We start from the raw sequence: 20,817 nt of genomic DNA, 5'->3' as shown, positions 1-20,817 counted from the left end.
TGCTTTTTAATGCGTAGGAGGAATCAGTTGATCGAGTTCTTGCGGGCTCATTTGATCAAGCTCATCTAGGCTGGTTTTGATTTTCCACTGACTTTCGTCTTCAACTGGATTTGGCAAGCGCGCCTCTAACCAGTCACACACCACATCGGGACTAAACTCAGGGTGATCACATTCAATGACCCATGCCAAAAAGTCTTTGGCTTCACCGTTCATATACGGGGGAGGTGATACCGGAAAAAACTGTGTGGGCAGACGTTCATTGGTCGAGAGATAGTTCAGTACATGCCCAAGCTCTTGTACGGTTTGCCATGCTAAAGCATGTTCGGTGTCGATGCTAAATTTAATCCACCATGCATGCTCACCGTTTGTGCCGTGCGCTGAAATGCGCTCTTGCTGAATACTTGGGACTTTACTAAAAAACTGATAAAGACGTTCAAAATTTAATTCTGCCACTGTATCTTGTTCCATGCTCCACATTGCAGCTTAGTATAGTCGCTATTTTATATCGATAAAGCCCGATTCTTGTGCATAGACGATTTATATACAGTTTGTCATGTAGGGTCTGACTGGTTTTCCTCTACACTAGAGAAGATAACTGTATGGTTTGGGAGAGGCGCATGTTGATTCATATCGTTCGAAACCTGCGACGCGTGATGATGATTACAGTATGCTCAACGAGTCTTTGGGCACACGATGATCGAATGCAACAGCAGTCAATACGCCCAAATACATCTTACTCACCATCTGCGCCTGTTGTTGGATTTTCTAATCAAAAGGTGCCTCCGGTTTATCCGTCACGCTCGGCGAATCAGCCTCCTGTACCCTCCGTCGGCTTTAGCAACCAACAAGTGCCATCTCCTCGTCCTTATCGACCCCATCATTGGCATACTGGACAACCTCGCTACGTATTTGTAGTGGGCCAAATTTTACCGATTGAATATCGTGATGACCGCTATTGGGTCGAAAACTGGTCCGACAATCGCTTGTATCAGCCACCGCAAGGTCGTCGCTGGATTCTGGTAGATCAGCATTATCTTCTTATTTCCTCACCAGATTTTACAATTGAAGGTATTCGCTAATCGTTTTTGAATGTACGAGCCTTTGATTGTGCTGGCTTTATTTCTTGAAAATGGTCTTGAGATAAAAATGAGAATGAATCTTAGGTGTTACATCTCTTCATGATTTCTTTATGATGATTACAATCAGATAGTAAAGCCTGTGTTTTTGTCCATCCTTTCTTCTTGGGCGGCCATTACCATGAGTCTATAGAGAGATGAAGAAAGGACATCCAGATGAATACTGTATTCAAAGCGCTTGTGGTATCTACAATGATGTTAGGGGTGTCGGTTACTGCGTTTGCAGGCCCTGACTGGGATCGTGGTCATGGCCCACGTGATCGTCACCATGCACCTGCTGCCAAATGGGATCATGACCGCCGTCATGATAACGGTCATCGTGACTACCGTGAGCATCGTTTTCAGCGCGGTGATCGCTTACCAGCGGCATGGCGTCATGACCGCTATCAAGTGAACAACTGGCGTGCCTATCGCTTGAAAACTCCACCGCGTGGTTATCACTGGGTGAGAGCAGATGGTCGTTATTTACTGGTTTCAAACTACAACCATCGGATCTATCAAGTTTACTAATTTGATTCAATTTAAGAGCCACCGCCATGCGGTGGTTTTTTTTATATCTAGAGGATGACTGACGCTACTTCTCCATGATTTTAAGCTAAGTTACATCGTGGCAAAAACAATAACAATTGCTTGCACTACACGCTGATTTATACATTATTTATCCTTGCCATAGTTTTATGCTGATTCAAGCGTCACATGCTGTGGACATTTCGAAATGAAAAAAATTATCGCTGCTTCACTCGCTGTCGTCCTGCTTGGAACTTCCACTTTATCCTTAGCAGATCCACCTGATTGGGCCGGTCATCAATGGAACCATGAGCATGATGGGCCATATCATCATCCAGATTGGCGCCGAGATGATTGGCATCGTGGTGACTGGCGATCTTATGGGCCACCCCCACACATGCGTATTGTAGAAAACCGGTATTACTATGCTTCGCCAGCTCCGCATTATTATCGCGTGCATGAGGGTTTTCGTCCCGGTTATCGCTTACCGCCGCAGTATTACTCCGACCGTTACTATGTAAACAACTGGTATGACTATCAATTGCCTCCACCACCGCCACAGCATCGTTGGACGTACATTGATGGTCGCTATGTACTGGTGGCTGTCGCAACCGGCATTATCGCGCAGATTTTGCTGGCGCATCGTTAATTTTGACAGCTTAACAAGCCCATACTGCTTGAGGCAGGATGGGCTTTTCTATGCCAGTTCATCGTCTTCAGGACGTGGTGTTTTGCCTTGTTCTAAAGGACGTGTCTGATGCTTTTCACGGATCACAGAGGGGAAGTTCCATGAGGCATAACGTACAATCAAAATGGCTAAGGCCAAGATCAGAATTGAGCCGGTAATGATCAACTGGCTAACATCTGCTTTATGGTTATGCTGAATATCTGAAATGAGCAATCGTGTTAGGGCGGTTATGGCTACATAAATTAAAAAACGTACTGGCATATGGTTGGTTTTAAAATAAATCCCGACCATTGCGCCCAATTCCAAATAAATAAACAACAGCAAAATATCATCAATGGTGGCGTAAGATTTTACTGTGAAAATATCAATGGTGGTGTGAATAGCTGACCACACTACCATACAACCAATAATAAACAGGGCAATATAGTGAAATGCTTCAACAGCATAGTTGCCAAAGCGATCGAGTAACGCTTCAAGCCTGTTTGGACGTTTAGAAGAAGACATAAATGAACTCGGCAATCAATTAAAGGTATGATGTACACCAAGCAAATTTCATGCGCATGACACAAGACATTAGGCTCAAGTGGATGTTTTTAAGCCTTTTGGCCGAAATTTAGATCAAAAATATAAACAAGGGGGAATGAATGTATCTACCGCCACATTTTGAAGTGAATGATATACGGGAGTTACAGACTCTCATCAAGCAGAATCCTTTGGGAACCTTGATTGTGACAGATGATCATGGTGAGTTAGAGATTAATCATTTACCGTTTGAGCTAGATATGTCTGTAGCAACTGCTCATACATTGCGTGCACATATTGCAAAAGCTAATCCACTCTATGCACTGTTAGCCTCTACACGTCCAGCTTATGTCGTTTTTCAGGCAGAACAACACTACATATCACCGAATTGGTATGCTTCCAAACATGTAGATCATCATGTCGTGCCGACATGGAATTATCGAGTACTCCACGCCAAAGGAACGTTGCGTTGTATTCAAGATGAAAGCCATTTGCGCGGTATTTTAGCTCGTTTAACGCGGGAGCATGAGGTTGAGCAGTTAAACCCGTGGCGAATCGGAGATGCACCAAAAGCGTTTATACAAGAACAGCTTGAGAAAATTGTAGCAATTGAGTTGCAGATTGAATCAATTGTTGGCAAGTTTAAAGTCAGTCAAAATCGTACAGTGGAAAATAAAGAAAGCGTGGTCGCTGCATTGCAAGAGATTCAACCTGATATGGCAGCTGCTGTAGAACGCTTCTTCCCTAAATAAGGCAATAAAAAAAGCCTGCATGTGCAGGCTTTTTTTAATCGAGCGGATTAAGACTGTGCGGTAAAGTAGGCTTCATCAAAACTCATGACCAAATCAGAACCCGCTTCGATTTTACGAATACGTGATTCAAGCTCTGGCAAGATGCGGGTAACAAAGTACCGTGCCAACGACAATTTATTTTGGTAAAACTCACCAGATTTGTCTTTGGCCGCTGCCGCGATTTTGGCAAACATGTAGGCAAAGCTGAGTAAACCGACCGCATGTAAATAATCGACTGCTGCTGCATTTGGAAAGTCTGGATTTTCAGCGGCTTGTTCAATAATAAACTGCGTTACAGCCTCAACTTCAGTGGCAGCATCAAGTGTTGCATCCTTAATGAAGTTTAAATCTGCGGCAAGCGTATTGGCGAAATCACGAATTTCATTGATGTATTCACCGATATACGCACCGCCACATTTAATGGTTTTACGGCCAATCAAATCTTGAGACTGAACACCATTGGTGCCTTCGTAAATCTGTGAAATACGTAAGTCACGAACACATTGCTCCAGACCCCACTCGCGGATAAAGCCATGCCCACCAAAACACATCTGGGCATCTAGGGTTGCCTGAAAGGCGGTGTCGGTGAGGTATGCCTTGGCAATTGGCGTCAGCAAAGCCACGCGGTCGTTGGCTTTCTTTACGGCTTCTGGATCAGTTGAAAACTTGGTGATATCCAGTTGCTGCCCAACATACACGGCAAAGGCACGTGATGCTTCATTGTTGGCACGTACATTCAGGAGCATACGGCGTACATCACCATGAACCAAAATGCTGTCGGCTGGTTTGTTCGGCGATTGTACGCCTGATGCGCTACGACCTTGTAAGCGGTCTGTGGCATATTGTGCCGCATTCTGGTAGGCAAACTCTGAAGCCCCTAAGCCTTGAATACCCATCGATAAACGTTCATAGTTCATCATGACAAACATTGCGGCTAAGCCTTCATTTTCTTTACCCACTAAAAAGCCTTTGGCACCGTCAAAATTCATTACACAAGTGGCCGATGCCTTAATTCCCATTTTATGTTCGATCGAACCTGGGCTGACTGCGTTACGCTCGCCAAGACTTCCATCGTCATTGACCAAAAACTTTGGCACAATAAATAAAGAAATACCACGCGAACCTGCGGGTGCATCAGGCGTTTTGGCCAATACCAAATGAATGATATTTTCACTTAGGTCGTGATCACCACCGGTAATAAAGATTTTGGTTCCAGTGATGTTGTACGATCCATCTGCGTTCGGTTCGGCTTTGGTTTTAATAATCCCTAAATCGGTACCGGCATGTGGCTCAGTCAAACACATGGTGCCTGACCATTCACCTGAATAGATTTTAGGTAAATACGTTTCTTTTTGCGCTTGTGATGCATAGCTGCTCAAGGCCATACCTGCACCAACCGATAGGAGCGGGTAGAGCAAAAAAGAAGGGTTGGTCGCAAACAGCATTTCATCGGCCAGCACGGTCAACATTTTAGGCATGGCCTGACCGCCCCATTCTTCGTCGGCACCCAATCCGATCCAGCCGCCTTGTGCGTACTGTGCAAAGGCCTCTTTAAAGCCTGCTGGTGTGAAGACTTGGCCATTTTCATAACGTGCACCTTCTTCATCACCTGAACGGTTTAAAGGGAGTGTGACATTTTGAGCAAATTTTGCCATTTCTTCCAAAATAGCTTCTGCAGTTGCTGCATCGACATGGGCAAGATGTTCGTTGGCTTGCCAGAATTGTTCAGCTTGAAATACATCATTTAAGATGAATCGCATGTCTGCGAGTGGCGCATTATAAATTGGCATAATTCTTCACCTTGAATATTTTTGCATAGTTCTATGTCTTTAATATTGCACAGAAAATGCATTGAGTCACAGCGTTGTCAGTGGTTTTAATGTAACATCTAATTTGAAAAAAAAGGACTGTCAAAACTGATCAGTCCTTTTCTGGTTGGGGGCCGTTGTAATCGATCCCGAACTGTGATTAGAACGCGAAGTGTTCTGCTTCTAAGGACATCAATGACTCAACACCCGTAGACAATACGTCGACATGTGAGCGAACGCGCGGCAAGATTTTCTGGAAGTAGAAACGCGCCGTGGTCACTTTTGCGTTGTAAAAATCTACATCGCTTGAGCCTTCTTCGAGTTTGCTAAGCGCGACCTGTGCCATACGCGCCCATAAGTAGGCCAAGGTCACATAACCTGCGTAATAAAGGTAATCGACTGCGGCAGCACCCACTTCATCTGGATTTTGCATCGCGCGCATTCCAATTTGCATGGTGATGTCGCCCCATTCTTTGTTTACAGCCGCAAGCGGTTCGATAAACTCTTTCATGGCGCTGTTGTCTTTGTGGGCTTCAACAAATTTGTGAATCATTTTGGTGAAGTCACGCAACATGGCACCTTGGGTTTGCAGTACTTTACGGCCAAGCAAGTCGAGTGCCTGAATTTCAGTGGTACCTTCGTATAAGCAAGCAATTCGCGTATCACGTACAATCTGCTCCATACCGTGTTCAGCAATAAAGCCGTGACCACCAAAGACCTGAACGCCTTTGTTAGCTGCTTCATAACCGGTTTCGGTCAGGAATGCTTTACCAATTGGTGTCAGCAACGACAAGATATTGTCGGCAAACTTACGCTCTTCTTCATCAGCGCCTTTTTCGACGATATCGGCATAAAGTGCCAGCAAGTACACCAAAGCACGGCCACCTTCTGCAAATGCCTTTTGGGTAAGCAGCATGTTACGAACTGCTGGATGCACAATAATCGGATCGGCTTCTTTCTGTGGTGCTTTTGGTGAAGAGAGTGAGCGCATCGCCAAACGGTCTTTGGCATAGCTCAAAGCACCTTGGAATGATGATTCCGATGCTGCCAAACCTTGAACAGCCGTACCAATACGTGCGGTGTTCATAAAGGTAAACATGCAGTTGAGACCACGGTTTTCAGGTCCGATTAAATAACCTGTTGCACGATCAAAGTTCAATACGCAGGTCGCATTACCATGGATTCCCATTTTGTGCTCGATTGAACCACAGCGGACGCCGTTGCGTTCACCAATTGAGCCGTCTTCATTGACCAAGTATTTTGGCACAATGAATAGTGAGATGCCTTTGGTACCTTTCGGCGCATCGGGTAAGCGTGCCAAGACAATATGTATAATATTGTCGGCCATGTCGTGTTCACCCGCCGAGATGAAAATCTTTTCACCCGAAATGGCATAGCTACCGTCTGCATTTGGTTCTGCTTTGGTGCGAATAATACCTAAGTCAGAGCCTGCATGAGATTCGGTCAAACACATCGTACCTGTCCACTCGCCTGAAACGAGTTTTGGTAGGTAGGTGTCTTTTTGTTGCGCTGAGCCATGGTGCTCAAGGGTACGCACTGCACCGTGCGATAAACCCGGATACATACCCCATGCCCAGTTAGCCGAACCGACCATTTCTGAAATCACAATACCGAGTGAATTTGGCAATGCTTGACCGCCGTAAGCTTCTTCTGCGGCTAAAGACGGAAAGCCCAGCTCGATATATTTTTGGTAAGCTTCTTTAAAACCTGTTGGCGTTGTGACCACGCCATCATTCCATGTACAGCCTTCACGGTCGCCAATTTGGTTGAGTGGAGAAAGCTCGTTTTCACAGAAATCTGCAGCCGCTTCTAAATATTGATCAACCAGTTCACGGCTTACGTTCTCTTGGAATGCAGGAAGTTTTGCATAGTGCTCTTCAGCATTTAGTAACTCATGCAAAACAAATTGCATATCACGTAAAGGCGCTTTGTATTGTGGCATATCGGTTTCCTCAATACTGGTTAAACCAGCGTTTCTAATGTCCTGTCGATTACGGTTGGATACCCGAAGGTACCTTTCTTATGAATTACATCGTGCAATAACTTATACCCCTGTACAAGCATTTCGGGGAGTCTAATCCATGACTGTAAAGTCAAAGAAAATTATCTTGAAATATACAAGTAATTAAATCGTATAAATTTTTTATGAATTTCAAATGAAAGGAATAGTCAAAATCGTAAAAAGATGTGACCAGAAAAAAAGGCACCGAAGTGCCTTTTTTATGATGTGCTAAATTTATGCGGCTGGCGCTGGAGGAGGGGCCATACGATCATTCATTTTGCTAGGCTTAAAGCGTAACTCACAGGTTCCATCAATTGTTTTGTCTCCCATTTTTACCTGAATGGTCTGACCTACAGCTTGGCCTGTACATGCTTTTTGAATCTGTTCAAATTCAGCCTTGCGCTCAGCGCGTCGCTGTTGCATGTCTGCTCGTTGTTCTGGGGTAAGTTTGTGATGTTTCATCCAGTGTTTGCCTGCCGGGCCATCCATCATTTTAGGTGCATTGGGATCTTGAGGTGGCATGGTGGATTGACAGGCTGCCAAACTCCCCATACTGATCACTGTAGCCATACAAAGTGTAATTTTTGCCATTTTGTTCATATTGAATCCCCGAAGTGAATGATTTAGTGTGTGAACACCACTAGGATGTATGCTGACTAAAAACCTAATAAAGATTAAATAATAAACATGAAGGAACAATGGAGACTTTTTTGCCTGAGTGTTGATTACAATAGAAAAGATAAACGAATCATGAGAGCTCGCTTTTGAAAATACGCCGCGTTCCCATTGCGCTTCGGTTGTTTCTAACCGTACTGCTCACCACCTTGCTGATTACCACAGTGAGTCTGAGTGTTTTGCACTGGACCATGCAGAAAAATTTTGCCAAATATGTGGCCGATGTCGAAATGCAAAAGCTGGATCATTTGATCACCAATTTGGCCAATGTGTATACCACTTATGGCGATTGGGGCAATGCCATTCAGGCGCAGATTTTACAAATTGAAGGACAGGCCGCGCCAGATGACTATGATCGTCTGTCACGCTGGTGGTTACGCCGTCAGTACGATATTGCGTTGCAGCAGCGTTTTTTCAATGAGCAAAACATGATTATGCTCTCGCCCGATCTGACCAACGAAAACCGTCTTAAAAATAGACCCGTACTGGACGAGCAAGAACGGCAGTTTTTAAAAGATAATTTACCTTCTGAGTATCAGCCTTTTGAAGGTCTGAAATTTCCACTCAGCTCGAATCAGAATTTTTTCCGTCCAGATGATGGCAAAAAGAAAAAAGCACCGCCGCGTGCTTCCGAAATGGCCAATATGATGCATCACGACGGTAAAAAGCGTTTTATTGCCATGCCAGACCGCTTGGGGTTGAGTTCGCGTTTATCGTTATACGATGCCAAGCATCAGTTTGTGGTGGGAGAAAGTGCCAATGAGCAGATTTCCTATCGTCCGATTATTGTCAAAGACCAGATTGTGGGATATTTGGGCTTAAAACCGGTACTCGATGAAGACGACGCTTTAAGTATTAATTTCTTTAGCAATCAAAAGCGCTTTTTATTGCTGATTTATGCTTTGTCGGTCTTGACCAGTTTAATTGCGGCACTTTTATTGGCGACTTATTTTAAAAAGCCGATTCAACGTCTGCTCAATGCCACACGTGAATTAACCCGTGGAAATTATAAGCATCAGGTTGAAATTAAACGTAATGATGAGTTGGGTGATCTGGCGACTCAATTAAATCAATTGGCTAAAATTCTGTATCAGCATGAAGAGTCTCGACGTCAATGGGTGGCCGATACGTCGCATGAGCTAAAAACTCCGCTAAGCGTTTTACAGGCACAAATTGAAGCGATGCAGGACGGCATCCGTAAAGCCACACCGCAGCATTTGACCGCCATGATGAGTCAGGTCAGTAGCTTGAAAAAACTAACCCAAGATCTGGCCGATTTGGCCCAAGCCGATGCCCAGCAATTGAAATGTTATATGGCCGAGGTCAATCCGTGGGAGGTCTTGGTACAGGAAGTTGAGCACTTCAAACCAAAGTTTGAGCAGGCCGAACTTCAAATTTCGATTGCAGGAGAAGGCACTACGTTACAATTAGATATAGATCGCTTCAAACAAATTGTGGTGAACTTATTGAGTAACAGTGTGCGTTATACGCAAGCTGGCGGGCAGATCAAGATTCATACTGAACAAAATGAATCGGAGTGGACTTTAATTGTCGATGACAGTCCGCTTGGGCTGAGCGACGAACAGCTGGCGCGCTTGGGTGAACGTTTTTATCGTGTTGATGATTCGCGTACACGAAGCACAGGTGGTACTGGACTCGGCTTGGCATTGTCGTCGAAGCTGGCACAAGCGCTGGGTGGCCAATTGCGCTTTGATCATTCGCCTTTGGGTGGTCTGCGTTGCATTCTGACTTTTCCAAAAACACAATCAAAGATTAAGGAAATTTGATCCATGAAACATGTGATGTTAGTTGAAGATGAAGTGGAATTAGCTCATCTGGTTCGTGATTATTTAGAGGCGTCTGGGTTTGAAGTCAGTATGTTTCATGATGGCCAAGAGGCGTATGAGAGCTTTGTGCAGCGTAAACCCAATCTGATGATTCTGGATTTGATGGTGCCGCGTATGGACGGTTTGACCATTTGCCGTAAAGTGCGTGAACAGTCAGATTTACCGATTATTATGGTGACCGCGCGTACAGAGGAAATTGATCGAGTATTGGGCCTTAATATGGGCGCGGATGACTATGTCTGCAAACCATTTAGCCCCAAAGAACTGGTAGCACGTGTTCAAGCAGTCTTACGTCGTCTGGATCGTAAAGCCGAACCTGAACAAAACGATATGTTTCGTATTGATAAGGCACAGCAACGAATCTGGTACAAGCAAAAAGCCTTAAACCTGACTCCAACCGAGTTTCGTTTACTGGAGCTATTTTTGGAGCATTTGGGGCAGGTGTATTCACGGGCGCAACTGCTAGATCATATCAATCCAGACAGTTTTGATGTGGCAGACCGTGTGATCGATAGCCATATTAAAAATTTACGCCGTAAGATCAGTGAAGCCGCAGACACAGGTAATCGCCATGAATGGGTGCAGGCGGTATATGGTGTTGGGTATCGTTTTGAATATCCTGAAGACTAATGGATAAATACATCTAATTTGAGACTAACGCACTGTTTAGACGGTGCGTTTTTTATTTTTAAGATCATCTCGCATGTCGATACGGAGTCAACTTAAAGCAAAAAGATATGCTCTAATCATCGAAAAACATGAAATAAGTTGTACTTAAGCTAAAAAAACAGTGAAATCTATTTGCGCGCTATTTTTGTGCATAAAATCGAAAAATATCCTTAATCTTGTGCATAATAATTAAATTAAATCATTATTTATCAATGTTTAATTCATTATTTGCATCATTTTAAAACATATAAGATTTACTAATACCTTGCTTTAAAATTATTCGTTTGCATCATATTTTTCAATTCCATTAAGGTAGTTGGGTCAGATCGTGTATTTATAGCGAATTGAGCCAGCTCGAACATGGACGTTCAAGCCCAGCATCATTAAGCCCATACAAAAATGACTGATTTATTATCTAGCTTAGAAGGTGAAAAGGGATGAAAAAAGACCAATCAAAGCGAGCTGCCGCAGCCGCATTTATGGGAACAACCATTGAGTTTTACGATTTTTATGTCTACGCCACGGCTGCTGCACTGATTTTGGGAACCGTTTTTTTTCCAAAAACAGATCCAGTGACAGGAACCTTGGCATCGTTTGCAACCTTGGCTGTTGGCTTTATTGCCAGACCTATGGCCGGTTTGATTTTTGGTCACTTGGGTGATCGTTTGGGCCGAAAAAAAATGCTGCTATTTACTATGGTGCTCATGGGGCTGGCCACGACTTGTATTGGCCTCATCCCAAGTTATGCAAGCATTGGAATCTGGGCACCGATTTTGTTGATTTTCTTTCGTTTTTTACAAGGGATTTCGGTAGGGGGCGAGTGGGGTGGCGCAGTGCTGATGGCCAGTGAACATGCGCCAAAGGAGAAAAAAACCTTTTTTGCCTCGTTTGCACAGCTTGGCAGTCCGGCGGGTCTGATTTTGTGCTTATTGGTATTTCGTGGAGTGAGTACCCTAGATGATGCAGCCTTTGCTTCTTGGGGATGGCGTATTCCCTTTCTATTCAGTTTCTTTTTAATGGCAGTGGGCTTTGTGATTCGTTTTGGTATTGAAGAATCGCCAGAATTTGCAGATGCACAAAAGAAAGAAAAAACCGTGGACTATCCGGTTAAGGAATTGCTAAAAAACTATCTACCGCATGTGATCTTTGCTGGGCTCACCATCACCATTGGAACCGCGGGTTTCTTTTTCACCAATACCTTTATGATTACCTACGTGACGCAATATCTCGATATTAGCAAGCAAACCATTTTAGATACGCTATTTTTTGTCACGGTAATTCAGTTTATCACTATGCCATTTGCTGCTTGGTTTGGCGAAAAAATGGGAACACAACGCTTTTTAATTATTGTATCTGCGCTTTGTTTGATTGTGCCTTATCCAATGTTTATGTTGGTAGAAACTAAAAATTTAATACTCATGACACTTGGTATCACCATCGCGGTGGTGAGCTTATCGGCCTTATATGCAGTTTCGGCAGGTTTTATGGCCAATATTTTCCCAACCCATGTGCGCTATTCGGGTATTTCTGTGTCGTATCAATTTATTGCAGCAATTGGTGCGGGTACCACGCCGCTAATCGGCACCATGTTGGCTAGCCATTATGCGGGGCAGTGGATGCCACTGGCCTTGTTCTTTAGCTTCTTATCGTTGTTGTCTTTTATTGGCGTGATTGGCGTAAAGATGCTCATGGACAAACAAAAACCGCAACAGACCTCTGCATCACACATGATTCGAGAAGAATCGGCTTAAAGGATGAACCACATGAATACCTCGTACAGCATCAGTCATATGAATCCGGTGGAATGGAGTGCACGCTGCCAGCTTGCTGCTTTATATCGACTGATTGCATATTACCGTATGACAGATTTAATCGATACGCATATTAGTTTGCGTGTGCCAGATGAACCTTGTCACTTTCTGATCAATCGATATGGTATTCCATTTGAAAAAATGACCGCTTCTAATTTGGTCAAGATTGATCATGACGGAAGAATTGTAGAAAGCTACGATCGAGGCAAAAAAGTCAATGCTGCCGGATTTGTGATTCATTCTGCGATTCATCATGCCCGATCTGATGTGAATTGTATTATTCATACGCATACCGCAGATGGTGTTGCCGTTTCTGCACAAAAGCACGGTCTGCTGCCTTTGTCGCAGCACGCACTTAAGTTTTACGAACAGATCGGCTATCACAGCTATGAAGGTATTGCCTTGTCACTCGATGAGCAGCAACGCCTAGTGAGCGATTTAGGTACACATCGCTGTATGATTTTAAGAAATCACGGTTTACTTGCGACTGGTGACACGCTTGCGCGCGCGTTTCATGAAATTTATTTTTTGGAGCGTGCCTGTCAGATTCAGATTAAAGCCATGAGTAGCCCTGAGCTGAATCTGCCGGATATCGAGGTGTGTCGCCACACCGCAGCACAGTTTAACCGTAAAGAGGTCGAGCCGATTATTCAAGATGCTTGGCAGGCGGCTTTATCGTTAATTGAGCATCAGCAAGATGAGTACTGCGCATGATTGTGATTGCTTCGACCAAATCCTATGCGCGAGCCATGCTGCTCGATGCCTTTGAGGCCTATGCTTCTCCAGCACATTTTTGCTTGCCAGATGACCCGCGCGCGCAGCAGGCGACCACAGCCGCCTGTTGGTTTCCCGATATGCAGCAGTTACGTCAGTTGCCTGAGCTTAAAGTGATTCATTCAATGGGGGCGGGAATTGAGCACCTCAATTTAGAGGAGATTGGCACAGACTACCAAATTTGCCGAATCGTCGATCAGCACCATAAGCAAGGCATGTTGAATTATTTGCAGTGGGGTGTGCTGTATTACCAGCGCAGTTTTGATGTGTATCTTCAGCAGCAACAGCAGCACATCTGGCGACAGTGGCCACAAAAAAATGAATATGATGTCTGTGTGGGTATTTTGGGGCTAGGTGAGCTGGGTGCCTATGTCGCACAGCATCTGGCTGCGGCAGGTTATCAGGTTCGGGGTTGGTCCAAATCTTTAAAAAATATCGAACGTGTTGACACCTTTGCTGGCTGGAGCGAGCTGCCTGCATTTTTAGCCGAAACCCAGATTTTGATTAATTTATTGCCGCTTACGCCAGAAACCAAACAGATTCTATCTGCCCAAACTTTCCGGCAGTTACCGCAAGGTGCCGCCATCATTAATAGTGGCCGCGGCGCACATTTAAATGTCGATGATTTGATGAAGAGCCTTGAATCGGATCATTTACGCGGTGCCATTTTAGATGTGTTTGAACAAGAACCTTTACCGAAAGAACATTCGTTATGGACCACACCAAAGGTGGTGATGACACCGCATGTGGCTTCACATGCACCGCTTGACGTGGTGGTACAGCAAATACTGGAAAATGATCGGCGTGTTCTAAGGCAGCAGCCGCTGATCAATACAGTCGACTATTTGAAAGGATATTAAATATGAAAACAAATACAAACAGATTGTGGTCGACGTTGATGGAGATGGCTCAAATCGGAGCAACCGAACAAGGTGGCAACACACGACTAGCGCTCACCGATCTGGATAGAGAAGGGCGCCAACGACTGATCGATTGGGCTTCGGCAATCGGGATGCATGTAGACTTTGATGTGATTGGAAACATGTTTTTACGCCGTGAGGGGCTGGATGCATCTCTACCGCCGATCGTAATGGGCAGCCATTTAGATACCCAGCCGAAAGGTGGACGTTTTGACGGAATTTATGGCGTCTTGGCAGGGCTTGAAGTCCTCCAATGTCTTTATGAGCAGCAAATCAAAACGCGACATCCAATTGAAATTGCAGTATGGATGAACGAAGAGGGTGCACGCTTTACCCCCGCCATGATGGGTTCAGGGGTGTTTGTGGGCGTACTTGATCAAGAGCAAGTCAGGCAAACCTGTGATAAAGATGGAATCAGTGTGGCCGCTGAGTTGGTAAGAACAGGGCAAAGCGGTGAATTGCCGTTAAAACGTAATTTTGCTGCATATTATGAACTGCATATCGAACAAGGACCTGTGCTGGAAAAGAACCAAAATGCAATTGGCGTAGTGACGGGCGGGCAGGCCATAATCTGGCTGGACATCGAAGTATCTGGGCAAGCAGCGCATGCCGGTACCACGCCGATGGCGATGCGCCGTGATGCCATGATTGCGTCTGCACAGATAATTACTGCGCTAGAAGAGATGATTTTGAAGCAATTTCCTCAAGGCTTAATTACCTTTGGTGAGCTCTCCGTTGCACATTCATCACGTAATACCATTCCACAAGCTGTGCAGTGGACGATCGATTTAAGACATCCCAACGATGCCGAAATTTTAAAGATGGAACAGCGGGTCACTGATTATATGCATAAGATTGCGCAGCAGCGTGATGTCGCGCTTGGCATTCAACGCCACTGGTTTAGCCCAGCCACCATGTTTGATCCAGATTGTATTGAAACTGTTCAGATTGCCGTGAACGAGTTGGGATATCGCCATCAGCAGATAGTTAGCGGCGCAGGGCATGATGCCATCCATCTGGCCAAACACTGCCCAACCACCATGATCTTTATCCCTTGTGAAAATGGGTTAAGTCATAACGAAGCAGAAAATATTACGCCACTGCAAGCTCAACAGGGGGCCGAAGTCTTATTACGCAGTGTTTTAAAATTTGACCAACGTCAGCAACTGGCTTGTGTTAGCTGATCGCCAAAAAGGATGCCCATATGCAAATTTTCTTTCATCCAGAACAATTAAAACATCGTCCGCAAAGTTATTACTCACGTGGAAAAATGCGCCAACCGCAAGAGAAACCCGAACGGATGCACGAACTCTTACGTGCGTCACAAGAGATGGGCTTACCGGTATCTATAGCTAAAGAATTTGGTACTGCGCCGTTACTGGGCGTGCATACGCCAGGCTATATCAGCTTTTTAAAAAATGCGTATACGGAATGGAAAGCATTACCTGAAGATTGGGGCGATGAAGTGCTTTCTAATATTTTTATCCGAGACAACAATCGTGAAATCGGGATTTTAGCCAAAGCTGCGAAATATCTGGCCGATGGAAGTGCACCAATTGGTCAGGATACTTGGACATCGGTATATTGGTCTGCACAAACAGCATTATCTTGTGCCGATGCACTGATCAAGCAAGATGCTGACCTGATGATTGGCCTGACACGTCCAGCAGGACACCACGCTCGTAAAGATGGTGCTGGGGGGTTTTGTTATATCAACAATGCCGCCGTCATTGCACAGTATCTGCGCCAGCATTTTAAACGTGTTGCAATTATCGACACCGACATGCATCACGGACAAGGCGTGCAGGAGATTTTCTACGATCGAGATGATGTGCTTTATGTATCGGTGCATGGCGATCCCACTAATTTCTACCCAGTCGTGGCTGGATTTGAAGATGAATATGGTGCTGGTGCAGGCTATGGTTACAACAAAAATTTCCCAATGCCACACGGCAGTTCAGAAGCCGCTTTTTTCGACTATTTAGATCAGGCCGTTGACTTTGTGAAACTGTATCAGCCTGATGTCGTGGTACATGTGATGGGTTTTGATGTGTATGTAGATGATCCACAGGCCAAGTGTTCGGTGAGCACTGAAGGCTTTCAAACAGTGGCAGAGAAAATTAAATCGATAGGGGTACCCACAATAAGCTTAATTGAGGGTGGCTACTGTATCGAAAAACTGGGAGAAAATTTTAAAAGTTTCATGCGTGGTTTTGGTGTAGCCGAAAAATCTGACCGTATTTCAACATTGAAAATGACGGCGTTAGAAGAGTTTTGATAGGATAGATCTCAACTAGACACATGCAATAAGGCGTAGCAGTGAAAACGGATATTTTACTCGAGAAATGTAACTGGTCATTGCTGCGCATTTTTCGCGTGATTGTGCAAGAAGGGAGTTTAAACAAAGCAGCCAATAAACTCTTTCTGACTCAGTCGGCAATTAGTCAAAGCTTAAAGCGTTTGGAAGAACAAATTGGCGATGTTCTGATTATTCGTACTGGTGGGAAATTTCATTTAACGCCCACCGGTGAAATCATTTTTGAAGCCAGTTTAACGATTTATAATCATTTAATCGATTATGAAGAGCGCCTGAATACCGAAAAAAATAGCCTCACCGGAACGATTAAGTTACTGGTACTCAGCCGGATTGAATCGGCACGTTACGATCGGGTTTTGCACGACTTTCACGAAAAATATCCAATGGTCGACTTTCAGGTCGATGTACTCAGAAGTAAAGAAATACATCAATTGCTTTTACAGAAAGTGCCTGCACTGGGCATTTGTATTAGCCGGGAGATGTATCCCAAACTGCATTATCATGCTTTGATCAATCAAAAGTACGCCCTATTTTGTAGTGTTCGACATCCACTTTTCCATGAAACGCTTGAATCGGTCGATCAGATCAAAGGACATGGGTTTATTTCATTTCAAAGTGAACAGCTTAATGATCCGATGTCGCCGTTAAATGAGGTGCGTGAAACCATTATCAAGCAAAATCGCTTGCTGGTGACCACCAATAATATCGATGAAGTGATCCGTTTTATCAAACATGGTATCGGGATTGGATTTTTACCTAAACATATGGTTCAGGCACGGCACGATCATCATGAGTTTAAGCAGCTTCCGCCTCTTCCGCACGCCGCAGTATTGCCTATTTTACTGACTTGGCATAAGGACCGAAAACTCTCTTTGGTTGAACAGTACTTTATCAATGAATTGCGCAATGTATTTCCGCGTTAGTACTGAAAGTGAACTTTATTTATCTGAATCATTCAGCTGATTTTTTTGAACTCGATTTAGCGTTTTCGCTACCAATAAGTAAGAATCTTGAATTAAATCATGAATGAGATCTGCACTTATTTTAGAGCCTGCATAAATTGAAATCCAGTGGCGTTTATTCATGTAATAGCCACCTTGAATACAGCTATAGGTATCTTTGAGCATTTCGCCTTGAACGGGATCTACTTTTAAAGTGATACAACCTTGGCCGTGCGCATGCCCTGCAACCATAAAAATTTTATCGAAAACTTTGACTACATCTGAATCGGCTGAAAAAGGCTGACTTAAATTCGTCTGTGGAAGGCTAAGCGCCACACTGAGCGCATAGCTTTTCATTTCTTCAGTGTTCATTTTTTTTCTTCCTGAAAATAGTTGGATAAGAACAGAATCAATCAAAAATTGAGCTCTGTTATCTTGCATGTAAAGTTACTTATCCTGTGGATAATCACAATGTTATCCACAGAAAATGGGGATAAGTGGGTCTGTTCAAAATATCTTAAGATGAACAACTCACCATCACTTCAGGAACATCACTTGCCAAAGGTGCTAGATCCTGCTCTCGTTCAAGTGCAGGTTGGCGTGTAAAAGGTGAGGCAAGTAGGGTAAATAAACGCTCTACTTCTGAAAAGTCACCGCGTTCAGCTTGTTCAATTGCGTGCTGCGCCATGTGATTACGTAAAATATAAACGGGGTTCACTTCAGACATCGTCTGATCAAGCGCTGCAATATCTTGATGTTCTCGAATCTGATGGTACTGCTGCAAAAAAGCATCAAACTGCCGGATGTCTAGGCAGTCATCTCGAAGTGCAGCGTAATCATGCTGTTGTAGGCGGAGGAAACTTTGGGTGTAATCCAGTTGTTCGCTTTGTAAAATGCGTAAAAATGCCATGCCACAATCGAAACTGTCATGATGAAACTGCGGTAAGCCCATTTTCTTACATAGCCCTTCGGTATAGTAGGCCAAGAATGCTGGTTCAAAAGCCTCAAGGCAGCTGACCAGTTGTTGCTTAAATTCTTCTTTATCTTGTTCTTTGGCCAATGGAATCAGATTGTTGAGCCATACCCATAAATTCCAGTGTCCGATACTCGGCTGATTTTGATAAACATAACGGCCTTGATGATCGGAGTGGTTGTTGATCCAATTAGGGCGAAAACGTTCCATAAATCCAAATGGCCCAAAATCCAGAGTCGATCCCGTAATATTCAAATTATCAGTGTTCATGACACCATGGGCAAAGCCGACCAACTGCCAATCCGCAATCATTTTAGCGGTTTTTTGAATCACGCCTTGGGCAAATGCCAAAACAGGATGTTCTGCTTCAAGTGCTTCAGGATAATGCCATTCAATACACTTTTGGGTGAATTCTGTCAAAAGCTCAGGAGTATATTGATTAATCCATTCAAAATGCCCAAGTCGAATATGACAATCCGAGGTGCGTAGTAACATGGCGCCCAATTCAAGTGTTTCTCGTTGTACACCTTGCGTTGACGTTGTAAAACCAATCGCATTACTAGATGCAATGCCAAGTGCATTGAGTGCATGGCCAGCCAAATATTCACGAATTACCGAGCGCAGCACTGCACGTCCGTCGCCCATACGAGAGTATGGCGTTAGCCCCGCACCTTTAAGGTGTAGGTCTATAGTACGTCCAGATCGATCTAACACTTGAGCAATCAACACACCGCGGCCATCGCCTAATTGTCCGGCCCATTGACCAAATTGATGGCCCGCATACACCATCGCAAGTGGAGGGCATTGCTCAAAGACAGTTTGACCACTACAAATCTCAACCCATGCTGCTTTATCTTGTTCGTTCCACTGTAACTCATCTGCCAGAGCAGCATTGAAATGGCCTGCTTTTACTCCTTTAAGCGGAACAGGTGATTGTTGGTGAAACAATTTAGCGTTTAAAGTCGGGTAGCGTGAATTGAAAAGCATAATGGTGAGAACTCATCGGTTGAACGGTCACTATAGCAAAAATTTAGATTGAACCAAATTCGCGAGCAACAGACCTAAAAAAAGCCCCAGTGGGGCTTTTAAAATTCTGGTTTATTCTGAAACCGCATTGCGCTTTTTGACATTACGCATCAGCGTTTCCAGACATTCACGATGATGACTCAAACGGTGTTCAAGCAATTGAAAATCAACTTTGAGCTTGTGATCCATCTGATGAATTTTTTCTGCCACCGCTGCCTTTTTGGCATGCAATTCTTGCTCTTTTAACTTGGCCCAGTCATTGAGCGTATGTGTAAAGGCATCGTATTCTTGAGCAATACGTTGCTTCATTTGCACCAAGTCAGAGTTGACATCATGGCCATAAATTGCCAAGTCCTGCTCGGCGTACTTAAACTTCATCGCGAGTTCAGCTTTTTTAATATTAAAGCTTGGAATACGACGTAAATTTTTAGCCAAACCAAGTTTTGAGCAAGTCCAAATGAGCCATTTTGTTGGATCATACTGCCACCATTTCACACCATTTCGGTAGTCGTACTGAAAGATGTGATGATAGTTATGGTAGCCTTCACCCCAAGTCGCAATTGCCAACCAGAAGTTATCACGTGCGGTGTTTTCGTCAGTATACGGACGCTTGCCCCACATATGACACAGTGAGTTGATGAAGAAGGTCACATGATGGCTCAAGATCAGTCGAACCAAACCGCCCAGTAAAACCACGCCCCACATATCGCCAACTGCCCAGCCCACCAGTGTCAAAATTGCCACATGAACCACAATCACCAGCGGAACATAATATTTATGCTGGAACATCACCAGTTTGTCACTGAGTAGGTCTGGTGCATTTTTAAAGTTTGGTTCAGCTGCAGGATAATTTTTTAACATCCAGCCCAAGTGTGCATACCAGAATCCGTTTTTAATCGAGTACGGATCTTTTTCGACATCATCGACATGGCGATGATGAGTACGATGGCCCGACGCCCAATAAAGCACGCTGTTTTGAACCGCAAAAGTGCCCATAATCATCAAAATGATTTTTAAAGGCAACGTGGCTTCATAGGCACGATGCGCCCAAAGACGATGGTAACCGGCTGTAATGCCCAGACTGCTGATTCCCAGTAATACAAACATGCTCACCCATGCAGCAGCACTAAAGTCATGGTGATAGGCATACAGGGGAATTGCAATGACTGCAACGAGCGGTAAAAAAATTAAGGCAAAAACGGCAATCCAGTTAATTGGGGCTTGAGGTAGGGGAGGATTCATCTCCGACAGCGCTCCTAGAAGCCTTTGTGTAACAAAGGTTAAAAAACAAAACAGCTTGGCCCAGAAATTTTTTTGATTACTGGCGATGTACTACGCATATTAGCATGAGCGAACATATGTTCACTAGCATTATTGTACAAGTGTATT

20 protein-coding genes are annotated in these 20,817 nt (G+C 44.2%); 12 read left to right on the top strand and 8 right to left on the bottom strand.

Annotated elements, in window-relative coordinates:
* Positions 1-6 precede the first annotated feature (6 nt).
* Positions 7-453 (bottom strand): hypothetical protein, encoded by a 447-nt coding sequence (locus tag QLG00_RS12960; protein ID WP_167561095.1) that lies wholly within the window; start codon positions 451-453, stop codon positions 7-9.
* A 164-nt stretch (positions 454-617) separates the two neighbouring features.
* On the opposite strand from QLG00_RS12960, the gene QLG00_RS12955 reads away from it, so the two are divergent.
* The 3 genes from QLG00_RS12955 to QLG00_RS12945 all read left to right on the top strand — a co-directional run bounded on the left by QLG00_RS12955 (position 618) and on the right by QLG00_RS12945 (position 2,292).
* On the top strand, positions 618-1,079 hold the full coding sequence (locus QLG00_RS12955; RefSeq protein WP_104124620.1) for an RcnB family protein: 462 nt from the start codon (positions 618-620) through the stop codon (positions 1,077-1,079).
* Between the two features lie 213 nt (positions 1,080-1,292).
* Positions 1,293-1,646: an RcnB family protein gene (locus QLG00_RS12950; protein WP_282471163.1), complete on the top strand. Its 354-nt coding sequence runs from the start codon at positions 1,293-1,295 to the stop codon at positions 1,644-1,646.
* Between the two features lie 205 nt (positions 1,647-1,851).
* On the top strand, positions 1,852-2,292 hold the full coding sequence (locus QLG00_RS12945; RefSeq protein WP_282471162.1) for an RcnB family protein: 441 nt from the start codon (positions 1,852-1,854) through the stop codon (positions 2,290-2,292).
* 48 nt (positions 2,293-2,340) lie between these two features.
* On the opposite strand, the gene QLG00_RS12940 is transcribed toward QLG00_RS12945, so the two are convergent.
* Complete coding sequence (locus QLG00_RS12940; protein ID WP_004943542.1) at positions 2,341-2,835, bottom strand: phosphate-starvation-inducible PsiE family protein; 495 nt, start codon at positions 2,833-2,835, stop codon at positions 2,341-2,343.
* Between the two features lie 140 nt (positions 2,836-2,975).
* Here QLG00_RS12940 and QLG00_RS12935 point away from each other — a divergent pair, with 140 nt between their 5' ends.
* The gene (locus QLG00_RS12935) at positions 2,976-3,605 is read left to right on the top strand and encodes an FMN-binding negative transcriptional regulator (RefSeq protein ID WP_282471161.1); all 630 of its coding nucleotides are present in this window, start codon (positions 2,976-2,978) and stop codon (positions 3,603-3,605) included.
* Positions 3,606-3,652: 47 nt separating this feature from the next.
* Here the strand turns inward: QLG00_RS12935 and QLG00_RS12930 are convergent, their stop codons facing one another.
* The 3 genes from QLG00_RS12930 to QLG00_RS12920 all read right to left on the bottom strand — a co-directional run bounded on the left by QLG00_RS12930 (position 3,653) and on the right by QLG00_RS12920 (position 8,075).
* Positions 3,653-5,434, bottom strand: coding sequence for an acyl-CoA dehydrogenase C-terminal domain-containing protein (locus QLG00_RS12930; RefSeq protein ID WP_282471160.1), 1,782 nt, complete (start codon positions 5,432-5,434; stop codon positions 3,653-3,655).
* Positions 5,435-5,612: 178 nt separating this feature from the next.
* A complete protein-coding gene (locus QLG00_RS12925) occupies positions 5,613-7,415 on the bottom strand; it encodes an acyl-CoA dehydrogenase C-terminal domain-containing protein (protein ID WP_076033512.1) in 1,803 nt (600 codons plus the stop codon).
* A gap of 294 nt (positions 7,416-7,709) precedes the next feature.
* Complete coding sequence (locus QLG00_RS12920; RefSeq protein WP_004943537.1) at positions 7,710-8,075, bottom strand: hypothetical protein; 366 nt, start codon at positions 8,073-8,075, stop codon at positions 7,710-7,712.
* Between the two features lie 164 nt (positions 8,076-8,239).
* On the opposite strand from QLG00_RS12920, the gene baeS reads away from it, so the two are divergent.
* The 8 genes from baeS to QLG00_RS12880 all read left to right on the top strand — a co-directional run bounded on the left by baeS (position 8,240) and on the right by QLG00_RS12880 (position 17,411).
* Complete coding sequence (gene baeS, locus QLG00_RS12915; protein ID WP_119690197.1) at positions 8,240-9,937, top strand: sensor histidine kinase efflux regulator BaeS; 1,698 nt, start codon at positions 8,240-8,242, stop codon at positions 9,935-9,937.
* A gap of 3 nt (positions 9,938-9,940) precedes the next feature.
* Positions 9,941-10,627, top strand: a complete 687-nt coding sequence (locus QLG00_RS12910; protein ID WP_004933082.1) for a response regulator — start codon at positions 9,941-9,943, stop codon at positions 10,625-10,627.
* A gap of 476 nt (positions 10,628-11,103) precedes the next feature.
* Complete coding sequence (locus tag QLG00_RS12905; RefSeq protein WP_282471159.1) at positions 11,104-12,417, top strand: MFS transporter; 1,314 nt, start codon at positions 11,104-11,106, stop codon at positions 12,415-12,417.
* Positions 12,418-12,429: 12 nt separating this feature from the next.
* Positions 12,430-13,191, top strand: a complete 762-nt coding sequence (locus tag QLG00_RS12900) for a class II aldolase/adducin family protein (protein WP_151794837.1) — start codon at positions 12,430-12,432, stop codon at positions 13,189-13,191.
* Positions 13,188-14,111 (top strand): glyoxylate/hydroxypyruvate reductase A, encoded by a 924-nt coding sequence (locus QLG00_RS12895; protein ID WP_282471158.1) that lies wholly within the window; start codon positions 13,188-13,190, stop codon positions 14,109-14,111. The genes QLG00_RS12900 and QLG00_RS12895 overlap by 4 nt, the downstream gene beginning before the upstream one ends.
* A 2-nt stretch (positions 14,112-14,113) precedes the next feature.
* On the top strand, positions 14,114-15,355 hold the full coding sequence (locus tag QLG00_RS12890) for a Zn-dependent hydrolase (RefSeq protein ID WP_282471157.1): 1,242 nt from the start codon (positions 14,114-14,116) through the stop codon (positions 15,353-15,355).
* Positions 15,356-15,375: 20 nt separating this feature from the next.
* A complete protein-coding gene (locus tag QLG00_RS12885; RefSeq protein ID WP_025095442.1) occupies positions 15,376-16,449 on the top strand; it encodes a histone deacetylase family protein in 1,074 nt (357 codons plus the stop codon).
* A 41-nt stretch (positions 16,450-16,490) separates the two neighbouring features.
* A complete protein-coding gene (locus QLG00_RS12880; RefSeq protein WP_025095443.1) occupies positions 16,491-17,411 on the top strand; it encodes a LysR family transcriptional regulator in 921 nt (306 codons plus the stop codon).
* A gap of 15 nt (positions 17,412-17,426) precedes the next feature.
* On the opposite strand, the gene QLG00_RS12875 is transcribed toward QLG00_RS12880, so the two are convergent.
* The 3 genes from QLG00_RS12875 to QLG00_RS12865 form a co-directional block, all read right to left on the bottom strand.
* Positions 17,427-17,801, bottom strand: a complete 375-nt coding sequence (locus QLG00_RS12875; protein WP_119690199.1) for an MmcQ/YjbR family DNA-binding protein — start codon at positions 17,799-17,801, stop codon at positions 17,427-17,429.
* A 145-nt stretch (positions 17,802-17,946) separates the two neighbouring features.
* Entirely contained in the window at positions 17,947-19,389 is a 1,443-nt protein-coding gene (locus QLG00_RS12870) for a protein adenylyltransferase SelO family protein (RefSeq protein ID WP_282471156.1), read from the bottom strand.
* A 111-nt stretch (positions 19,390-19,500) separates the two neighbouring features.
* Positions 19,501-20,670 (bottom strand): acyl-CoA desaturase, encoded by a 1,170-nt coding sequence (locus QLG00_RS12865; protein ID WP_282471155.1) that lies wholly within the window; start codon positions 20,668-20,670, stop codon positions 19,501-19,503.
* Positions 20,671-20,817: the final 147 nt, after the last annotated feature.

Source organism: Acinetobacter sp. V89_7, from assembly GCF_029967895.1.
GTDB lineage: Bacteria > Pseudomonadota > Gammaproteobacteria > Pseudomonadales > Moraxellaceae > Acinetobacter > Acinetobacter soli.
The sequence above is the reverse complement of the archived record's forward strand: the minus strand, read 5'-3'. Positions and strand labels throughout refer to the sequence as shown.